This is a genomic window from Leptothoe sp. ISB3NOV94-8A (genome assembly GCF_043421595.1).
GTDB lineage: Bacteria > Cyanobacteriota > Cyanobacteriia > Phormidesmidales > Phormidesmidaceae > Leptothoe > Leptothoe turfae.
Window position 1 is genome coordinate 4,551,262 of record NZ_JAXSQW010000001.1, and the last position, 18,570, is coordinate 4,569,831.

Genomic DNA, 18,570 nt, shown 5'->3' on the forward strand with positions numbered 1-18,570 from the left:
GCCCAGTGTAAAGCAATCGGTCGATGTCCATATCAAAATACGTTGATACGGTCTAATTCGGCTAAAACCTCTGGAACAATATTAGGAGGCCATGCCCCTTCTCCACCACGCCCATTGAGTAATATAAAGCGCAAGCCATAGGTATGATGAAACCCCTCGGCTTCCATCCAAAGCTGAGGGGTTTCTTGTTCACAGGTTATGTGCTCATCAGGCATCAGCTCGGTGGCCATAGACGTCATCGTGGCTGCTAACTGTTGGGCTATACGACGCAGGGATTCGAACTCAGACTGCGTCAGCTCCATGGCCCAATGCTCACCGCCAACTAAGGCCTTAAAATTAGCGCGATCGTCATCCCAACCTAATCGCCAACCCTTACCTTCCCTGAGCAATGCAGTCATTACTGATTGAAAAGTTGCTCCAAACTACGGACAAGCTCATGTCGTTGCTGACGACTTAGGGTCTGCATCGCCTGCTTGTCAGCACTCGTGACGACAGATACCTTGGAGCCACCTCGATGATAAGGGGCATCAAGATAATCAGCCATGGATAACTCCCAATCAAGGTGATACTGAGCTGGTCGAGCTTGAGTATCGAGATGGTAGTCAATAAAGCGACTTAATAGCGTGGTGTTCTCCGCCGTTGCTCGGGGAATATCGGGATATTTACCGTAAAGCTGGTCTGCTAGCTTAGTGGTCGCGCAAGCGACGACTTGGCAGTTAGCCTGTGGAGTCTGAGCCGCCATCAGAGGCTCACCCACCTGTAAAATGCTGCCAGCTAAGACCATTAGGGTGGCTAAAGTGGCCAGGAATAAAAATTTGAGCTGCTTACCCATACCGCTGAGCATTAGTGCGATTAGTAATAAATAAAAGAAAGATATCTGGTAGTTCTAGTTGTATATACCGAAGAAAACTGGTTTATCGGTGTAGTAAACCAGTTTCTTCAGTGCTTTATTCGCCAATAATCTCGGGCTGAGTCAGCTCATCTGACATTTCAACGATAGCGCGCAGCACAGGCTTCATGCGAGACTCATCGATGTTATCAAACTCTTCGAAACGACGACGCTGGGCGCGATTGGCCACTTGAACAGTGATGCGATAGCGGTTTGATGCTGCACTAATTAGGTCTTCAGTACGGCGCATCATCTGAGTGGTATCGATTGCCAGACGCTTCATTAAGGAGTCCTCTAGGGTCGGTTTTTTAGAACCTATCCATACTAACGCAGCTTACTGGCAGTCATGACAACGCAAATCTTCTTTTCGCGCTGCCTACGTTCTCATAAACTTTTACAATGATTAATATACCAATATTTTGTGGCCAGTTCTAAATTAAATAGGGTTCCGTATACCTTTATTTGTAAGGCTTTCTACAATAAACTATCGGAGCTTGTGGGATGGCGGGTTGATGGCTAGGTTAGGGGACCATCCCCACTAATCATTGACAGCACGCTATCTCATTTGAGTTTTCTGGCCCATCACTTAAGCACCTTTTCCCCTGTTGTTCGATCAGAATTATGCCAGATACATTGACGAAATTCGTTTACCAAACCTTTCAGCAGGGTAAACAAGCCTTTGGTTACACCCACAAAACTGTGCTCAATCGTCTACGCGATGTAGTTTCTCCAGTGGAAACGACTAGCAGATCTGAACTTCCCGCATCTACATTGGCGCTTCTAAAGCAGCGACTAGATGACCTGACTGAAGTTGATTGGCAGGATGCAGAATCTGGGGTATATCCCAAAAGTTTGCTGTTTGATAATCCCTGGGATGACTTTTTTAAGTATTACCCCATGGTGGTTTTGGATACGCCCAGTGCATGGGACCGTTCAAAAAATAAGCAGTATCAAGAATTTGACTCCGAGATTAGCACTGAAGGCTATCCCAGCTACTATGTGCAAAATTTTCACCATCAAACCGATGGTTACCTGAGTGAGATGTCGGCTAATCTGTATGACCTCCAGGTAGAGCTCTTGTTCAACGGCTCAGCCGATCCAATGCGTCGTCGCATCCTGGCTCCGTTGAAGCGTCATATCGATAACTTGGCGGGTAATCCAAAAGTATTGGATGTTGCCTGCGGTACCGGGCGTACCCTCAAGATGATTCGGGATACTCTACCCCAAACATCACTCTATGGTGTGGATTTATCTCCTACTTATTTACGTAAAGCTAATGAGCTGCTGAGTAAGGAGCCAGGCACGCTGCCTCAACTGATTCAGGCGAATGCTGAAGCGCTGCCTTATCTGGACAATTACTTTGAGGCCACGGTCAGCGTCTTCCTATTCCATGAATTGCCTGCCGAGGTGCGCCAGACCGTGATTAATGAGTGCTACCGCGTCACTAAGCCTGGCGGGGTGTTTGTCATCTGCGATTCGATCCAAAAACTCGATGCCCCTGAGTTTGCACCTATGATGGAAAACTTCCCTACTATTTTCCACGAGCCCTACTACCGTCAGTACAGCACGGATAATATTGAGGCTCGTCTGGAGTCTGCAGGATTCCAAAGTGTAGAGATGTCCAACCACTTTATGAGTAAGTACTGGGTAGCGAAGAAGGCTTGATGTTTTTCCAGCACTGTTCCAATTTTGAAACACCAACCGAGTTCTTTTCGCTTCCTTCTCTCAACATACAAGGGGCTCGGGGGTGGGTTAACCGCTAAAAACTTTCTCAGCTAATAAAAAAGGGGGATGGCCACAGCCATCCCCCTTTTACTTAGCTTTGTTAACGACTTCAGTTAAACTAACGCGTGCTGAAACTTAAACAGCAACAGCAACCTTAGCGTTAAGTTCACCCGCTTCGTACTTAGCAGCGAAGATTTCAACACCAGCCTGCTTGATCTTAGAAGCATTACCAGCAGTACCGAATGCAGTGTAGCGATCAGAGCACACTTGCTTCATGTACTTAATGGAAGGCTTGAGGAAGTGGCGAGGATCAAAATTGGCAGGATCCTTCATCGCGGCTTCGCGGATAGCAGCTGTGATAGCCAGACGGTTGTCAGTATCAATGTTCACCTTACGAACACCGCTCTTGATACCCTTCTGGATTTCTTCAACAGGTACACCGTAAGTTTCAGGAATGCTACCGCCATGGGCGTTAATCATGTCCAACCACTTCTGGGGAACGGAGGAAGAACCATGCATTACCAGGTGAGTGTTGGGCAGACGCTTATGAATTTCTTCAATGCGACTGATGGCTAGGATTTCGCCAGTGGGCTTACGGGTAAATTTGTAAGCACCGTGGCTAGTACCAATGGCAACAGCCAGGGCATCAACCTGAGTCGCTTCTACAAACTGTACAGCCTCGTCAGGGTCAGTCAGGAGCTGGTCATGGCTAAGAGTACCTTCAAAACCGTGACCATCTTCAGCTTCACCTTGACCAGTCTCTAGGGAGCCCAGGCAACCCAGTTCTCCTTCAACACTGGCACCAATGGAGTGAGCAACCTTAACCACTTCAGCAGTTACGTTAACGTTGTACTCAAAGCTAGCGGGAGTCTTGGCATCAGCTTCAAGGGAGCCGTCCATCATCACACTAGTAAAGCCATTGCGGATTGCAGAGTAGCAAGTTGCAGGGCTATTACCGTGGTCTTGGTGCATAACCACCGGAATGTGAGGATACGTCTCGATAGCCGCCAAAACAAGATGGCGCAAGAAGTTCTCACCAGCGTACTTACGGGCACCGCGGGAAGCCTGCAAAATTACAGGACTATCAGTCTCATCAGCAGCCTGCATAATTGCCAGGATCTGCTCCATGTTGTTTACGTTGTAAGCGGGAATGCCGTAGCCGTTCTCAGCGGCGTGATCCAGCAAGAGCCGCATAGGTACAAGCGCCATATAATCCTCCTAGTACTTTTCGCCGTTTTGGCAGCTTCAATTAAAGGGTCGAATAGGTATCCCTACTCATCAATATTAGGTCACAACCCCGAACTTATGACGAGTTGTTTCTGAAACCTGAGTATTTCATTAAGGATAGCAGCATCCATAATAATGGCTCTGTGGAATCGGTAACTTTGACAATTCCTTTGTCAATAAAAATCTAGAAACCTTCCCATCAGGCCCTTTAGGCCTAACCAAATTAGTTCGAATCAAAACAAGTTTAAAACGAGCTTTACAATATGGGTCGCCTGGGATTCGAACCCAGGACCAATCGGTTAAAAGCCGAGTGCTCTACCGCTGAGCTAGCAACCCGCGTTGAGAAAATTATCTCGAACACAGTTATTTAATATAACAGATGTTTTCCAAGTTCGAGTAGAAAATTTAAAAACCTGTGGATTGGTCTTGGGTCAATTGGGTTAAGCCTAATGGCTACTTGGGTTTGCGGGTCTGTGGAATTCGTTTTTGATGGACAATGGCCACTTCGCATGCGTCGTGTGGTTTTGCTTAGGTGGTAACACGGTCGATGTAGCGGCCATCAATTAGAAAAGAGCCTCTCTCAAATTTAACGGCCCAATAACCGCCCAGTTTTTGTTCAAGGACAATGCCTTCTTCTCCCAGATTGACTAGATCGGGGGGGCGCAACATGGGCATGGAGGCAGCGGTTTTGAGATAGGGAGGTGGGGTGGTGACCGTGACGCGATCGCCCACCGTGAATAGCTTGTCAGCCATGGCAGGTTATTGGTACTTCAACAGAATTACCCTAACCTATAGCATTGACAGAAAAATACCAAAGTTCAGTATTTAATCTCACTGCAAAACTATTGGGTGACTGTATCTCGTAGTCAAGGTTTTCTTGGCTACTTAAAGGAATCTCTTAAAAGAAATCTCTTAGGTGGTGTCACCGTTTATCCACTAGAGTTCTTCTGCTACTGAATGATATGAGGCTTGGGTTTATAGTCATGACGTATGAAACTGTAGAATGACTTTTCTTTAATCGATAGGTTTTTTATCTGCAATGGGAGGCCCAGTCGAATCGCTGAAACTACGCATAAGATCCGAGCTGGAGGAGGCAGAGACGAAACTGGGGCTGGGGGTGAATATTGCGATCGCAACCCTAATCCTGATTTCAGCCGGACTGTTCATTGTTGAAACCTATCCCTTACCCACGACTGTGGGTGTGGCCTTAACGTACCTTGACTGGCTTATTCTGGCTATTTTCGTGCTGGAATACGGTGTGCGCCTCTGGGCGGCTGAGCGACCGCTACGCTATATCGTTAACCCCTACGCGATTGTGGATTTGGTGGCAATTTTGCCAATTTTAGTTGGTTTTTTTGACATGCGCTTGCTGCGGCTAATCCGCTGGTTACGTGTGCTCAAACTGGCTCGATTTCTAGAAGAAGAACGCTGGCTAGGGCGTGAGGGGCTGATCATTGCCCGCATTGTGTTTACCCTGGTTTCTATTATTTTTATTTATTCGGGCGCTATTTATCAGGTAGAGCATCCCGTTAAACCCAACGTCTTTGGCACGTTTTTGGATGCGATGTACTTTGCTGTTGTCACCATGACCACTGTGGGCTACGGCGATGTTACCCCCGTCTCTGACGCTGGACGTACCCTTACAGTCATGATGATTTTGACAGGGATTACTCTCATCCCGACTCAGGTTGGTAGTTTGATTCAAAACATTAACCGGATTCAAACCGTCAATGCCATGAGGTGTGAACACTGTGGTTTGTCAGGCCATGAAAGCGACGCCGTTTACTGTCGACGTTGCGGTGCAAAATTACCGGAGGTGCAGTCAACCTCAACAACGTAAGAAAGGGTGGCATTGCCACTTTCCCTTATGGGCTTAGCAAGCAGCATTGGACACCAGCGCTGGCCACTGCCAATGTGCCCTATCGCCAGCCATACAAGACAAGACACAGTTTTATCTCTCAGGCAATCGACCAAGGCTGGTCTATCATAGATTCGCGCAAATGTACCTTGAAAACTAACTGCAGCTAACGTTTCAATGGGCTGCAGTCACAATCAACCACTTCCCCTCACGGGGATTGAAACGATCCGACGCGCCAGATATACGACCATACGCAGAAGTCACAATCAACCACTTCCCCTCACATGGATTGAAACATGGTACCTACAACACAAGCAAATTTCACTGAATCGTCACAATCAACCACTTCCCCTCACGGGGATTAAAACAAATTCCTTGCAGGATTTTGTCTAAATTATTAAAGTCACAATCAACTACTTCCTCTCACGGGGATTAAAACACGACAAGCTAGAACTAATCGCACCACTACCACCATCACGATCAACCACCTCCCCTCACGGGGATTGAAACATCTGGATTGTAGTTATCTGTGCAGCCGTTAACCTGTCACAATCAACTACTTCCCCTCACGGGGATTGAAACGGAGTCTCTGAAATAAGACAAACACCTGCCATCTTTTGGATTGGCAGGTGTTTGTCTTAGGTGGGTACAGTAGTAGCAAACCTAGGGTAAAGAAAAATGGGAATTTCTGTAATTATCGACGGGAATAATATCTGGGTTAAGGTCAGATATGAAATTGGTGGAATTGAGTATTATGACCATTATCACTACGAGCACACCGAAGAGGTTGATCCATACTATACTAAAATTTGCCCTGAAAGAGTTATTACAAACGGAACAAGGCTTGAGCCTGGCAATCATCAAATAAAGGAAATATTAGTTACCGTTCAGGAAACGCCGGGGGTCATGACTGATAAATTTGGGTCCACATTTATCTTGACGAGAGCGCTAACCCAGCCTGGCATTCCTGAAAAAACTGAAGAGCAAGAAAGAGAATATCAATCCAGAAGAAAGAAGAAACGCTAGCTTTTCAGAAAATAGCAATGTGATCAATGGTATTGGCATGGCTTCTGATAGGGCTTTAGCACCCACGCTGGCAACTGCTGAGAAAGTATCGCCTAAAGCAGCAATAGACAGCCTGCACGGATATTCATCATCACCAGAGTGAATACTGATCCATAGGCTGCCATAGGGATTGGATTCTATTTGCATTGACTTAAACTCTCAAATAAACAAATCAGGCGTAGATTGACTACGCCTAATACACCTGCTTCTAGGCTTCGACCTAGGGGCAGGTGTATCAATTAGATGCGGGCTAACCTTCTCCCATTATTTTCGTCGTCAACGACTTTAACTCCTGGAACGAACGCCAACGCTTCAGCAACGTTATTTCCTTGCTGCGTGGTTACCTGCACAAGAAACCACCAGATCACAATCAACCACTTCCCCTCACGGGGATTGAAACATAAAAGCTTTTATAGTTTTTCCTCCAACCACCTGGAGTCACAATCAACCCACCCATCACCCCAGCTCCCCCAACTCCCGCATCACCCGCCGCGCCAACTTCGAATACGTCTTCGCCGTCTCATACGCCAACTCCATATCATCCGCAATCTCCTGCAACGAATCCCCCATCTCCCGACGTGCCAGAATCGTCGCCCACGTCTCAGCCGTATCAATGGCACGACGACCACCCTGACGTTTTTTAGTAGAGAGAAATATCTCCGTCAATTCGTCCATACGTTCAGCCAGCAATCGCTGCTGAGTCGGCATCTGGGGTGAGGCCTGGGCCGTATGCCACCCCAACTGAGTTTCCCCTAAACCAAAAGTAGTTTTATGACCTGTGCCACAATAAGGAGCCAACTGAGTCAGAGCATAAAACATAGCCACAAAAGGTCGTTCAGTGATACCGCGTCGGTCAAGCGCATAGGTCACAGCACCGGTAAACCCGGTTACAGAGCCCCGTTTGCCGACAGCTACTTTTTCTGTAGCTATCTGATGTTGGGTCAGAATCACATAGGTATCAACCCAGTCGAGAAAGTCATCCTGATTAACAGGCTTTTTAGCAAAATGATTCCAACGACGTAGATAACTATGGAATACATTGGGAGGCCAGGGTAAGGGTAAATGATGGCCCTTACGCCGAAAACTGGTAGGGCTATGGAAGCTAAGGCTAACACTGCCTTCTCCCATTTGCCCTTGCCGCAAAAGTTTGGCATAGGTAGTGGGCGGCTGTGCCAAATTAACCGATTCTATGATCAGGGGTGTATTTTTTAGGACAATCTCGTTAGGCAATTGTCGCAGCCAGGTAACGAGTCCCTGGGTGACAGGTTTACAGAGAGAACTAACGCGCCAACGATAACGTTTATTTTTTTGTAGCTGCAGCGATTGACTTTGGGAAATAAACTGCCCGTCTAATCCGGTGAGGCTAAAAGGCTTTTCTGATTCACCATCATGCATATAGGCAGATAGCTCCGGGTCAATACCTTGTATCTGGTGAAGCAACCAAGCATGGAGCCCAATGGTATATTGAGCATAGAGATCGCTATTAGCCACAGGCTTAAGGACAAATTCTAAACTGACTACCTCAGTCGTTTTAGGCCAGTAGGTCTTAGCAGAGAGATTGAGGCTGGTGTCTGATTTTTTAGTACGCGGCATAGCTTCGACGTCGCCCAGCTGAGCGGGAAGAAGAATTTAATTAGGGCATTTTATCCCCTATGGGGGATGATAACCCATAATCTTACAATCGCAACCCATCAATCGCGATCGCATCCACACATATCATGTATCCATGGGGTTGGCATTGCCCCCGTGACATCCATTCCACCCCCACCGATCACTAGGTTACGGAAACCGTAACAAAGCTAACAAAAGCATTTTCCCATGACACATTAGAAAGGTGCTTCCACAAACGTGAAAAGGGGATATAGAACCAATGATCACATTACAACGATGGATTTTGCCATCAGCAGGTTTAGTACTAGGGGCCACAGCCCTGGCCCTAGGTTTGATCAATACAGCAACAATTTCCCCCGCTAACGCGCAGGAACCCTTGTTGCGAGTATTAACCGTTACCGGTGAAGGTAATGAAAGCATTCCAGCCACCCTAGCCCAGGTCCAGCTTGGAGTTACAGCACAAGGGAATACTGCAGAGGCTGTGCAACAAGAGATAGCCCAACGCTCATCCGCCGTGATTGAGCTATTAAAATCGAACAATGTTGAACAACTCCAGACCACCGGTATCCGGCTAAATCCACAGTATGACTATGAAAGTAGCCGCCCACGGATTACAGGATACAACGGCTCTAATACCGTTAGTTTTGAAATGCCAACAGATGCAGTTGGCCCATTGTTGGATGATGCGATTTCCGCTGGAGCCAATCAGATCAACAACGTTAGCTTTATTGCCGAAGACAATGCCATCGACAGTGCCCGCGATACCGCTCTGCAAGAGGCCACAGCTGATGCCCAAGCTCAGGCAAATGCAGTACTGGAGAGCCTTAATCTAAGTGCCGGAGAGATTGTCAGCATTCAGGTTAATAATGCGGTTCCTCCCAAACCCATACCCTATGCAGCTCAAGCAAGATTAGCTGATGAAGCCGCTGCCCATAGTAGCACCCCCGTGGAAGGCGGAGAACAAACCGTCAATGCCAGGGTAACGTTACAAATTCGGTATTAAAGGGTATGCTCGCAAATTAGGAACTGTTACGCATTGCCAGGGTTTGGGTGGTTATATATGATGTGGGAGATGGATGCGATCGCAATTCCTATGCTTAATCAGCGCAATATACTAACGGCACTTGGATGCTCAGGTTCCTTAGCTTTAGCCCTATCAGTAACTCAGCCTGCCGTAGCCAGCCAACCTACAGAGCACACTGTTGAGGATGGACTCACTAATCTAGTACAAGCAGACTCCAACCCAATTACAGATGCACTGACTTGCAGCTGTGCCCGCTGTCTATGGGGACAGCAACAGACCTCCATGTAGGCGTTTGCAGCTGTAATATAACTTCAGTGGGCCCAGGCAGCTAGCTGTTCTGGGCTCACTAGAGTGTGGCTAATACACTACTAGATGCAAGGGTTATCCCAAATAAGCCTAGCCCCAGCAACATCACGCAGCTTGCGCCTAATACCCTGAGCCACAGGGTGAACTGTTGTCGTCTTTTTCCCAGACGACGATCAGCATATTGTCGTCCCATAATGGCCATAGTGCCAATCCAGGCTAGGGTGATGGCCATACCTGCCGAAATCGCCAGCACCATGGCTACACTGGGCCACAATAGATTGTTGGCCAGACCGTAGAGCAACACCAGCAGGGCTCCACTACAGGGTACTGCCCCCACCGCCAGGGAAAGCCAGCCACCCCCTTCACGATCATTGCACGTTAAACAATTACACAGCCTTGCCTTCGTTTGTTTAGCCTGAGGCGGCGGCGTTGCTAAAACCTGGTGGGTCAGGGGTGGCGATAAGATAACCTCAGGGGTTACCGGGTGAGACTTCCTTGCAGCTGGAAACGATTGCCAGAGTAGCCAGGCACCAATTATTGCGATCGCGCCATAGCTAATTAACTGCACGATCTGATAGTTCTCAGATGTACCGCCCCCTGTCTGACGCACAATGGTATCCGTAAGCACCACCACAATAATGGCCGACAACACATGGAATACGGCAATGCGCACACCCATCGTGATTCCCCGTCGTAAGCTGCCGCCTTTACCCACAAAATAGGAAATAATCACGGCTTTACCATGGCCTGGGCCGAGGGTATGCAGCACGCCATAACTAAACGCCATCAGCAGTCCCAACAGAAACGCTCCGGTTGAACGCTGGCTATGCAAATTGCCCATAGCTTGCGTCAAAATAGCAGACACCCTGACTGGCAATGTTTTCCAAATTGGCCCAGCGGGTATCACCACCTGAGGGGGTTGAGGATTCACAGAGCCGGTCTGATTCAAGGCGATGTCTGTGGGGGTCAGGGCATAACTGACATCAACCGCCCGCGAGCCATCAACACGAAACAAGTCATAGCTGGCAGGTTGTCGTCGGAGTTGGCCAGTTACTGAAACAGGTGCAAACAAGCCAGGGGCCGCAATGGCAACCGGAGGGTTTACATAGACAATCTGATTGGGTGGGGGTGGGGGTACATGAATGCAAGCTCCCACATAGGGAACCAACAGAAACTGGGTAACCCGCTGTTCCTGGTCCCAAGTAAGCGGTAAAACATAGCCTGACAGATTGACTGACTGTTCTTCTAAAACAGTATTGGTAGATTGGGACTTTTCTTGCCAATATGCTTGGGCCTGATCCACCTGGGTGAGGAGTTTATCAACGTCTAACCCTTGTTCCTCAAGGTCTTGCCTCAGCCGCTGTACTTCCTCGGTCTCCAACTCCTCTGGGTAGGTCTCATTTTGATCCAACCAGAGTTGAAGACGTACCAACATCGATAACTCGTAGGCCTGGTCGATAGATAAATGCCCATAGGGATTCTGCAACCGGGTGGTTTCAGGCTGCAGGTCCTGCCAGGTAATGGGCTGCGGCTGCGGCTGCTGTGCGGCTACTGGGTAGGCACTGGCAAACACCAGCAATATCCCCAGTAGAAAACCGATGATATAGCGCCACCAACGTTGATAACGAGCTGGGTTATCCATAAAATAGGCCCATGGCGAAAGCAATCAGGTTAATCTGTCCTATCTATCTGTCCCCAGTATATTAACTGCCAAATGATGGAATGATGGGGTGAGTAAACAAGGGCTGAGCGGAGTAAACCGAGGGCTGAGCGGAGTCGAAGCCCGGTAAGGGACAGGGTGATGGGTGGATGGCATCGCTGCCAATTTTCCGCCATCGGGTACTAGTTCAGGATACAAAAGTTGTTGTTTTTGTTGCCATCCTTACTGATCGAAGAGATCAGTTGATCTGTAAAGCCCGCTAACTGCCTGAATTTGGCAGATGACATCATACCCAGGGTGAGTAATACTTTATTGCTTTAATTATTAACAAGAACCCCTGATCTTTTCTATGCGGTCTATAAAAGACTGAGGGCGTTTTATGCCACATTTCTAATTAAAAACTCAGCGTTGATTCAGACAATCTGTGGTTAGATCGAGTCTTACTGGCTGTTCATTCCCTGCATCTGTGCCAATGGTTGCATCTGTTAAACATGTTCACGTTCCTGATACTTGCGATCGCACTGCCATCTTTCGACAGCTCAGCCACCCCCAGGGGGTTTGGTTTGCAGTCACTCAAGCCATGCGTTCAGAAGGATTACCTCAAGACTTTAGTGACTCCTTAGAACAAGGCATATGGACCACCTGTACTGAAATCTTACCAGCAGCTGAAAAGGCCGTAAGACTAAGGGTAATGACGTAGGCAACAAAAGCAATTAACTTCCAAATTTTGGATGTGCAGACGTTCCATGGAACATCTCTTCAACATTTATTTTTGGACTTTTTTAGGGCTTGCTCCTTAATCACCCCATTGTTTCGCCAACCAACAACAACTCAAAACTCATAACAACAATATGTCCACCGCAACACTCACCTGGGCTTTATTAGCCGGGTATGGTTTGTTTATCTATCGCATTGTTAAAACAACAACACCTGGAAAAGTCTCAGCCTCTGAATTCTTTCAGGGACATTCACGTCAGGGTAACGATCCTGGCCTCTGGTTACTGGTGTCTAGTGCGACGATCTCATGGATTTTTGCTAAATCCATTGATAATGCAGCGAGCTTAAGCAATGCCTTTGGTATTACTGGTGGCATCGGCTATGCCATTTACTACCTGAGCTTTGTGACTGCCGCAGTCACGCTCTATCTGATTCGCACGCGGGGCGGCTACCGCTCCATTTCCGAATTTTTAGTGAGCAAGTATGGCACCCTGTGTTCTCGATTATTTTTGTTAGCCATTGCCATACGTCTTCTCAATGAGGTATGGTCCAACACCAAAGTGTTTTCTCTATATTTTGGTCCTGAAGGCAGCGGTGGATATTGGTTTGCAGCACTACTGGTAACCTCGTTTACCGTCTATTACAGTCTTCTAGGTGGGTTGCGCAGCAGTTTATTAACCGATGGTGCCCAGATGCTGCTGGCGGCTGTTTTGCTCGTTATTATTTTGGCTGTGTTAGGCCCAGGGCTGGTCAGTCAAGGCTTACCCCCTGCGGATCGAGATACCACCCTCGCAGGATTGACCTTCTGCGGATTAGCCTTTGTGCAAATCTTTAGCTATCCCTTCCATGATCCGGTCATGACAGACCGCGCCTTTATTACGTCTCCCAAAGTTATGTTCAAGGGATTTGTACTGGCGGGTGTGATCAGCGGCGGCTTTATCTTTCTCTTCAGTTTTGTTGGGCTCTATGCCCGTGCCTTTGCCGTTGAAGGGTCACCGATACTGGCAGTGCCCGTCTTATTTAGTTTGCCAATGTTGCTGGTGTTTAATGCCATTATGCTCACCAGTGCCGGTTCCACCCTGGATTCCACATTTTCCAGTGTGGCCAAACTGGGAGCCCGCGATTGGGCCAATCGTCGAGATCACCCCACAGAGGGTCAGGCATCCATAGGCCGCTGGTGGATTGTTGCGATCGCAATCCTTGGTAATGTACCGTTGCTAAGCATTTATCTAGGCGATCAGATTGGACCAGCCATTATTCTGGCAACCACCATCAGTGGCACCATGGTCATGGGTTTGGCTCCCATTTTCTTATTGTCCTTTATTCCCAGTGCTGGGCGTCTCAGCTTTCACTTTGCCTTTTGGCCCGGCCTTATCTTCGGTATTCTACGGGTGCTAGAAAGTGCCCTTAGCACTCAAATTTTTCCAGACTGGGTCATCATCGGAGCCGGTAGATATGCCATCGATCTGGGTGTGAATGTGTATGGCCTCATGCTATGTACAGCAGGCTATCTGATCGGTGCAGCCATCAATTACAAACAGGTCAGACCCCAAGCAGGGGCCAAAGTCTGACACTCTTCTAGGGGCATTCCCTTATGCGGTTCGGCTGAACTCCGTCGAAGCCATGCCCTATGAGGTGCCGGTCATCAGGATTGCGGATTATCTCTCAAGAAAAAAGCCTCCGACAGTATTGTCGGGGGCTGGTGCACTGTGCGAATCGAACGCTGGAGATTACTAAGCCCTGGGCGTTGTAGCGACTGCCGCGATAGGTTAGAGGTGGATAATCCTGTAGAGGTACTCCCTTATAGGGTTCGGCTAAGTTCCGTCAAAGCCATGCCCTTCGATATCGGACGCTTGATAACAGTATGCCGACATTGCTATTCCCAGGTTTTCCATTTGGGGAAACCTGGAATGTTATTTTTTCCAATTTTGGAAATTCACAGTTAAAATCAAAAGCTCATGGTCACCGGAGGGTGCCAGTGGCGAATTTCTGTCTACTCCCCTACATGCCATGGCTGAATTTTGTCACTATCAAAAAAGCTGTAAAACGCAATAGAGATACTCGGTGACTAACACTCTTCGCAGTTTGATAGTTAGCTTGACAGTGCCCCTCTTTGGGGGTCTACTGGCACTGCCTGGTGTGGCTCAAACTCCTGCCCCAGAGCAGCCTCTGGCACCAACGGCCCTGGCACCACTGCCGACGCCCCTTTACCACCTAGACCGAGATCCTCAACCGGTCAAATTACCTGCTTCAGAGCTGAGAAAATGGCCGCCCCCCAATGAACAAATAGATGAACTGACTGACACACAGACCGTTGAACTCGTGCTCCAACTCGACCAACGTCAGCTGCATGTCTATCGGGGAGATACCCTTGAAAAGACGTTTCCTGTCGCGGTGGGTAAAACTGGCTGGGAAACACCTACCGGCAGCTTTGAAGTGTCTTATATGCTCGAAAATCCAGGCTGGACCAATCCATTTACAGGCGATTTGATGCCCCCTGGCCCTAATAACCCATTAGGGGAACGCTGGATTGCTTTTTGGACCGATGGCCGCAATGAAATCGGGTTTCACGGTACCCCCAATCGGGACTCCATTGGCCAGGCAGCTTCCCATGGATGTGTTCGTCTGTATAACGAACACATCCGCGAACTCTATGAGCTGGTTACCCCCGGCACATTAGTCACCGTTTTGCAGTAACCGTTTTGCCTTAAGCAGGGCGCTGCCGCCTCACCTACCATAGCCCCCGAGGGCTGTTGTTAAGGGGGCCTTCACCACCAATAGCGTCCTCAGTATCTTCATTGGCCAGGTCTTCGGCATCCGAGTCTTCAACCGCTGAGTCTTCGGCATCCGCGTCTTCGGCATCAGGTTCGTCAGCAATTTCATCGTCTGGAGCGGCGTCTGAATCTTCCGGTGATTCCGCTGCAGCTGGCTCATCAGGATTTTCTTCAACGGCGGTATCGGGGTCGTCCACATCCGTATCTTCCCCTGGAGATTCAGAGTCAGCATCATCCGGTAAATCGATTGATGTGGGCTCATCGTCCTCAGGTAAAACGTCAGTCGGTTCTGGCTCTAGTTCAGCACCTGGGGTAGGATCAGGCGCTCCTTCAAATTCTCCTCCATCTGCCGGCGGTGTGGGAGTCGGGACGTCCTGACCATAGACGATAGGGGTCACTCCTAGGGTGAAACTAATGGCTGAGATCACGGCTAATAACAGACGAACCTTGGAAAATCGGTTGGAAAAAGTAAGCATAGCTATGCTCCTGCAAAAACAATGTCACGATTCAGGTAAATCGATCGGCCTGTGATCACATGTCACATTGCCATCGACCAAGCGTCCTTGTTGCCATATGCCTGATTCTGAGGTGCCATCGGCAAAGATATACACCCCCTCACCATTGCACTTATTAAACTCAAAATCGCCGATGTAGCGATCGCCATTTTCTAACATCCACACACCACGACCACTAAATAAATCATTTTGAAATTCGCCCACATATCGACGGCCAGTTTCAAAGGTAAATGTGCCACAACCATTGCGTCGACCGTCACGATATTCACCATCGTAGCGATTACCATTGGTGAAAAGCATGCTGCCACGACCGTTGGCTGGCTTACCATCGGCAAACGGGCCATAAAATCGGGTACCGTTTTGATAAATGTGATCGGGCTCGTCGGCCTTAATGGGCGTAACGTCAGGCTCATTACACACGAGCTGAATCGTTATGGTGCCATCGGGGGTAACAAATTTAGGACCTTTAGGGCGCAGTATAAAGTAGAGGCCGACGGCGGCGGTTGCGATCGCACCGCCTATCATCACTATTCGAGGTAACAAAGGCGGCGGCTTTACCAATACCTGCACCTGGGAAGCAACCGGTGACACATCAGGAGCCACTGTAGGCTGTTTAGACGGCAAAGGCGTCAGCTGTTCAACAGGTGCAGGTGGTGGCGAGGCGCTCTCAGCCCCCACCTCTAAACAAGTGCCTTGTAAATTAGCGTTTGTAAAATTAGCATTATCAGTCACCGCATCGGACAAATCTGCCTCACTCAGATTTGCCTCTACAAAGTTGCCATCCTGCAAATGAGCCGCCGCTAAACAAGCCCCTTGCAAACTAGCATTATTCGCATAAATACCACTAAGATTGGCCTCCGCCAGGTCAGCGCCATCTAAATTTGCACCAATCAAACACGCCCGACTGAGATTGGCTTTGCGCAGGTTAATGCCCTGTAGCGACTTTTCAAATAAGTAAGCAGATTCTAATTCGGGGCACTCATCAGGATGCTCTTCACGCCAATGATTCCAGGCTTCTACACCCTGCTCGATGAGTTCTAGATAATCGATCGTTATCATGTCAGCCCCAATAGACCCTCAAGAAGGTTGACAAAGACATCTACAGTTACAGCTATACAGATACTATTACCGCAGAAGGGATAAGCATTGTGCAACGCATTTAAGGACGCATCGGGAAACTGTCACACTGATTAACAGCACAAAAGATCTTAAAAAGCCGCTTGCATCACCAACAAGCGGCTTTTTGATCAATCACTGTCTCAAAACATAGTTTGACAGTAGTTTGGCAATACTGACCGACTTACGCCTCTACCCAAACAGAGACAGAACCACCATTACAGCGAAATTCTGCCCAACCCGACTCATTAGTAGTAATCGGCGTCTTCACATGCTCAGTCAGGTCATAGAACTGAGTATTTGCCTTACCCACTTCCATCCACTTAGACCCCTCAGGACCATCGCTCATAATCACAGCCATCGCCTGGGGATGCTCTGGGTCTCCTAGTCGAGTCCAACCAATGGTATTGAAATGATCAAAATAATCATACTGAGGACCATAGGCGAAGTGCTTGCGGGCATACAAAAACTTATCAATCAGCCAACGATGAGAATGAAGGATGATGGGATACTTATTGCCATCTTTGCCATAGTCTTCATACTGAGCACCATAGTAATCAGCATAGAAAACACAGGGATAACCTTCTGCTCGCAACAAGATAAGGGCATAGGCTAAGGGTTTAAACCAAGCCTCTACCGGAGCCTCTAACGCTTGTAGTGGCTGAGAGTCATGGTTTTCAACAAACGTGACTGCCTGGGTAGGACGCGTTTGCATCATCGTCCCATCCAGAATTTTGCCCATGTCATAATGCCCTCCCGCTTTACTGGCATAGTGGAAGTTATAGTGCAAAGGCACGTCAAACACCGACATCCGACCTTGCACAGCATCTACATACCATTGGAGGGTACCAAGGTCGTTGTACCAGTACTCACCCACCATAAACAGATCTTTCTGAGCATAGTGTTCCAAAGCATCAATCCACAGCGGAAAATACCAGGCAGAAATATGCTTAATTGCATCAAGCCGGAAACCATCTACACCGGTTTGCTCTAGATACCACTTACCCCAGTTTTCAACTTCTTTTTGCACCTCGACACTTTGAAAGTCCACATCGGCTCCCATCAGATAGGCAAAATTTCCTTTCTCTAGGGCGACATCATCATCAAATGCCTTTCCTTCAAAGAGATAAACCGTATTGCTATCTTTGGAGTAGTCATCATAGTCAACGGCATCAAAATGCCACCAATGCCACTCAAAATCAGAATATTTCTTACTCCCGTCCGGCAACACGCGTCCTGGAAAGGTGAAATGCGTATAGGCATTAATGTCCTGCTGCCCACCTTTGGGATTTAAGCGATCATTCTGCCAAAAGGGGGTAGCTTTCACAACTTCCGTCTGGTTGGCCCCCATCCGATGGTTCAGCACACCATCGGCATAGACCTGGATACCAGCCGCTTGAAGCGCTTGAACGGCACTTAAATACTCGTCTCGGGTACCGTACTTGGTACGCTTCGAGCCACATTGATCAAATTCACCCAGGTCATACATATCGTAAACGGCGTATCCCACATCGTAGCCACCCCCCATGCCTTTATAGGCTGGAGGCAACCACATCGCCGTAAATCCCGCATCTGCTAATTCCTTAGATCGGGTATTGACTTGATTCCATAGGCTGCCGTCCCCCGGCACATACCAATGGAAATATTGCATCATGACACCATTTAGTGCAGACATTTATGACAGCTCCTTTGAATAACAGGTGAGTAAGCAAAACACTGAATTCAGACAATAGAGGGAGAATGTACTGACTATTGAACTCAGAATATACAGGCTATAACAACCACAGAGATTGCTTAGAGCACGGCTGCAATACTTAGCCACAGGACACCAAACAAGCTCCATCGTCACCAGAAGAGATTCCTGGCTTGAGGATGTGACATTAATCACACGCCAATGAATTTATCCTACTAATCCCACTGATACAAAATCCTGACTAATAGCACCCAGTACCGAAGGGTATGGCTTCAACGGTGAGTTCAGCCGAACCGTACAAGGGAGTGCCCCTACAGGATTATCCATTTTTAACCGGGTTTAATGGATTCGGAGTGGATATCAGACACAAATAGAAGCCATGCAGAGTAA

19 protein-coding genes and 1 tRNA gene are annotated in these 18,570 nt (G+C 48.2%); 8 read left to right on the forward strand and 12 right to left on the reverse strand.

Annotated elements, in window-relative coordinates; all coding sequences use genetic code 11:
* Positions 1-32: 32 nt before the first annotated feature.
* From SPB21_RS19235 to SPB21_RS19245, 3 genes are all read right to left on the reverse strand, one after another.
* A complete protein-coding gene (locus tag SPB21_RS19235) occupies positions 33-398 on the reverse strand; it encodes a DUF1818 family protein (RefSeq protein ID WP_163659081.1) in 366 nt (121 codons plus the stop codon).
* Complete coding sequence (locus tag SPB21_RS19240; RefSeq protein WP_499867495.1) at positions 398-832, reverse strand: hypothetical protein; 435 nt, start codon at positions 830-832, stop codon at positions 398-400. The genes SPB21_RS19235 and SPB21_RS19240 overlap by 1 nt, the downstream gene beginning before the upstream one ends.
* 115 nt (positions 833-947) lie before the next feature.
* A complete protein-coding gene (locus SPB21_RS19245; protein WP_006516025.1) occupies positions 948-1,172 on the reverse strand; it encodes a DNA-directed RNA polymerase subunit omega in 225 nt (74 codons plus the stop codon).
* Positions 1,173-1,510: 338 nt separating this feature from the next.
* Between SPB21_RS19245 and SPB21_RS19250 the strand changes: the two genes are divergently transcribed.
* Complete coding sequence (locus SPB21_RS19250; protein WP_499867496.1) at positions 1,511-2,554, forward strand: class I SAM-dependent methyltransferase; 1,044 nt, start codon at positions 1,511-1,513, stop codon at positions 2,552-2,554.
* Positions 2,555-2,749: 195 nt separating this feature from the next.
* On the opposite strand, the gene fba is transcribed toward SPB21_RS19250, so the two are convergent.
* From fba to sipA, 3 genes are all read right to left on the reverse strand, one after another.
* The gene (gene fba / locus SPB21_RS19255) at positions 2,750-3,823 is read right to left on the reverse strand and encodes a class II fructose-bisphosphate aldolase (protein ID WP_163659084.1); all 1,074 of its coding nucleotides are present in this window, start codon (positions 3,821-3,823) and stop codon (positions 2,750-2,752) included.
* 282 nt (positions 3,824-4,105) lie between these two features.
* Positions 4,106-4,177 (reverse strand) — tRNA-Lys (locus SPB21_RS19260).
* Positions 4,178-4,369: 192 nt separating this feature from the next.
* Positions 4,370-4,594, reverse strand: coding sequence for a regulatory protein SipA (sipA, locus tag SPB21_RS19265; protein ID WP_006516028.1), 225 nt, complete (start codon positions 4,592-4,594; stop codon positions 4,370-4,372).
* Positions 4,595-4,880: 286 nt separating this feature from the next.
* Here sipA and SPB21_RS19270 point away from each other — a divergent pair, with 286 nt between their 5' ends.
* Positions 4,881-5,681, forward strand: a complete 801-nt coding sequence (locus SPB21_RS19270) for an ion transporter (protein ID WP_163698312.1) — start codon at positions 4,881-4,883, stop codon at positions 5,679-5,681.
* A gap of 696 nt (positions 5,682-6,377) precedes the next feature.
* Positions 6,378-6,725, forward strand: coding sequence for a hypothetical protein (locus tag SPB21_RS19275; protein WP_499867497.1), 348 nt, complete (start codon positions 6,378-6,380; stop codon positions 6,723-6,725).
* Positions 6,726-7,003: 278 nt separating this feature from the next.
* Here the strand turns inward: SPB21_RS19275 and SPB21_RS19280 are convergent, their stop codons facing one another.
* Complete coding sequence (locus tag SPB21_RS19280; protein WP_499868726.1) at positions 7,004-7,132, reverse strand: hypothetical protein; 129 nt, start codon at positions 7,130-7,132, stop codon at positions 7,004-7,006.
* An 88-nt stretch (positions 7,133-7,220) separates the two neighbouring features.
* On the reverse strand, positions 7,221-8,357 hold the full coding sequence (gene cas6 / locus SPB21_RS19285; protein WP_499867498.1) for a CRISPR-associated endoribonuclease Cas6: 1,137 nt from the start codon (positions 8,355-8,357) through the stop codon (positions 7,221-7,223).
* A gap of 277 nt (positions 8,358-8,634) precedes the next feature.
* Between cas6 and SPB21_RS19290 the strand changes: the two genes are divergently transcribed.
* Complete coding sequence (locus SPB21_RS19290) at positions 8,635-9,378, forward strand: SIMPL domain-containing protein (protein WP_163662124.1); 744 nt, start codon at positions 8,635-8,637, stop codon at positions 9,376-9,378.
* A gap of 57 nt (positions 9,379-9,435) precedes the next feature.
* Complete coding sequence (locus tag SPB21_RS19295; protein ID WP_163662126.1) at positions 9,436-9,687, forward strand: hypothetical protein; 252 nt, start codon at positions 9,436-9,438, stop codon at positions 9,685-9,687.
* A 58-nt stretch (positions 9,688-9,745) separates the two neighbouring features.
* On the opposite strand, the gene SPB21_RS19300 is transcribed toward SPB21_RS19295, so the two are convergent.
* A complete protein-coding gene (locus SPB21_RS19300; RefSeq protein ID WP_499867499.1) occupies positions 9,746-11,347 on the reverse strand; it encodes a HoxN/HupN/NixA family nickel/cobalt transporter in 1,602 nt (533 codons plus the stop codon).
* Between the two features lie 490 nt (positions 11,348-11,837).
* Between SPB21_RS19300 and SPB21_RS19305 the strand changes: the two genes are divergently transcribed.
* The 3 genes from SPB21_RS19305 to SPB21_RS19315 all read left to right on the forward strand — a co-directional run bounded on the left by SPB21_RS19305 (position 11,838) and on the right by SPB21_RS19315 (position 14,779).
* Entirely contained in the window at positions 11,838-12,065 is a 228-nt protein-coding gene (locus tag SPB21_RS19305) for a hypothetical protein (RefSeq protein ID WP_499867500.1), read from the forward strand.
* Between the two features lie 151 nt (positions 12,066-12,216).
* Entirely contained in the window at positions 12,217-13,653 is a 1,437-nt protein-coding gene (locus SPB21_RS19310; RefSeq protein WP_163696912.1) for a Na+/proline symporter, read from the forward strand.
* 493 nt (positions 13,654-14,146) lie between these two features.
* Positions 14,147-14,779, forward strand: a complete 633-nt coding sequence (locus tag SPB21_RS19315) for a L,D-transpeptidase family protein (protein WP_163662135.1) — start codon at positions 14,147-14,149, stop codon at positions 14,777-14,779.
* Between the two features lie 34 nt (positions 14,780-14,813).
* Here SPB21_RS19315 and SPB21_RS19320 read toward each other — a convergent pair whose 3' ends face one another.
* The 3 genes from SPB21_RS19320 to SPB21_RS19330 all read right to left on the reverse strand — a co-directional run bounded on the left by SPB21_RS19320 (position 14,814) and on the right by SPB21_RS19330 (position 18,162).
* Positions 14,814-15,332: a prolipoprotein diacylglyceryl transferase gene (locus SPB21_RS19320; protein ID WP_163696913.1), complete on the reverse strand. Its 519-nt coding sequence runs from the start codon at positions 15,330-15,332 to the stop codon at positions 14,814-14,816.
* A 24-nt stretch (positions 15,333-15,356) separates the two neighbouring features.
* Positions 15,357-16,430, reverse strand: a complete 1,074-nt coding sequence (locus SPB21_RS19325; protein ID WP_499867501.1) for a pentapeptide repeat-containing protein — start codon at positions 16,428-16,430, stop codon at positions 15,357-15,359.
* A gap of 241 nt (positions 16,431-16,671) precedes the next feature.
* On the reverse strand, positions 16,672-18,162 hold the full coding sequence (locus tag SPB21_RS19330) for an alpha-amylase (RefSeq protein ID WP_499867502.1): 1,491 nt from the start codon (positions 18,160-18,162) through the stop codon (positions 16,672-16,674).
* Positions 18,163-18,570: the final 408 nt, after the last annotated feature.

Excerpts from the sequence above, each read along its gene's own strand:
- SPB21_RS19235 (WP_163659081.1), bottom strand. The coding sequence starts at position 398 with ATGACTGCATTGCTCAGGGAAGGTAAGGGTTGGCGATTAGGTTGGGAT.
- SPB21_RS19240 (WP_499867495.1), bottom strand. The coding sequence starts at position 832 with ATGGGTAAGCAGCTCAAATTTTTATTCCTGGCCACTTTAGCCACCCTA.
- SPB21_RS19245 (WP_006516025.1), bottom strand. The coding sequence starts at position 1,172 with ATGAAGCGTCTGGCAATCGATACCACTCAGATGATGCGCCGTACTGAA.
- SPB21_RS19250 (WP_499867496.1), top strand. The coding sequence starts at position 1,511 with ATGCCAGATACATTGACGAAATTCGTTTACCAAACCTTTCAGCAGGGT.
- fba (WP_163659084.1), bottom strand. The coding sequence starts at position 3,823 with ATGGCGCTTGTACCTATGCGGCTCTTGCTGGATCACGCCGCTGAGAAC.
- sipA (WP_006516028.1), bottom strand. The coding sequence starts at position 4,594 with ATGGCTGACAAGCTATTCACGGTGGGCGATCGCGTCACGGTCACCACC.
- SPB21_RS19270 (WP_163698312.1), top strand. The coding sequence starts at position 4,881 with ATGGGAGGCCCAGTCGAATCGCTGAAACTACGCATAAGATCCGAGCTG.
- SPB21_RS19275 (WP_499867497.1), top strand. The coding sequence starts at position 6,378 with ATGGGAATTTCTGTAATTATCGACGGGAATAATATCTGGGTTAAGGTC.
- cas6 (WP_499867498.1), bottom strand. The coding sequence starts at position 8,357 with ATGCCGCGTACTAAAAAATCAGACACCAGCCTCAATCTCTCTGCTAAG.
- SPB21_RS19290 (WP_163662124.1), top strand. The coding sequence starts at position 8,635 with ATGATCACATTACAACGATGGATTTTGCCATCAGCAGGTTTAGTACTA.
- SPB21_RS19295 (WP_163662126.1), top strand. The coding sequence starts at position 9,436 with ATGATGTGGGAGATGGATGCGATCGCAATTCCTATGCTTAATCAGCGC.
- SPB21_RS19300 (WP_499867499.1), bottom strand. The coding sequence starts at position 11,347 with ATGGATAACCCAGCTCGTTATCAACGTTGGTGGCGCTATATCATCGGT.
- SPB21_RS19305 (WP_499867500.1), top strand. The coding sequence starts at position 11,838 with ATGGTTGCATCTGTTAAACATGTTCACGTTCCTGATACTTGCGATCGC.
- SPB21_RS19310 (WP_163696912.1), top strand. The coding sequence starts at position 12,217 with ATGTCCACCGCAACACTCACCTGGGCTTTATTAGCCGGGTATGGTTTG.
- SPB21_RS19320 (WP_163696913.1), bottom strand. The coding sequence starts at position 15,332 with ATGCTTACTTTTTCCAACCGATTTTCCAAGGTTCGTCTGTTATTAGCC.
- SPB21_RS19325 (WP_499867501.1), bottom strand. The coding sequence starts at position 16,430 with ATGATAACGATCGATTATCTAGAACTCATCGAGCAGGGTGTAGAAGCC.
- SPB21_RS19330 (WP_499867502.1), bottom strand. The coding sequence starts at position 18,162 with ATGTCTGCACTAAATGGTGTCATGATGCAATATTTCCATTGGTATGTG.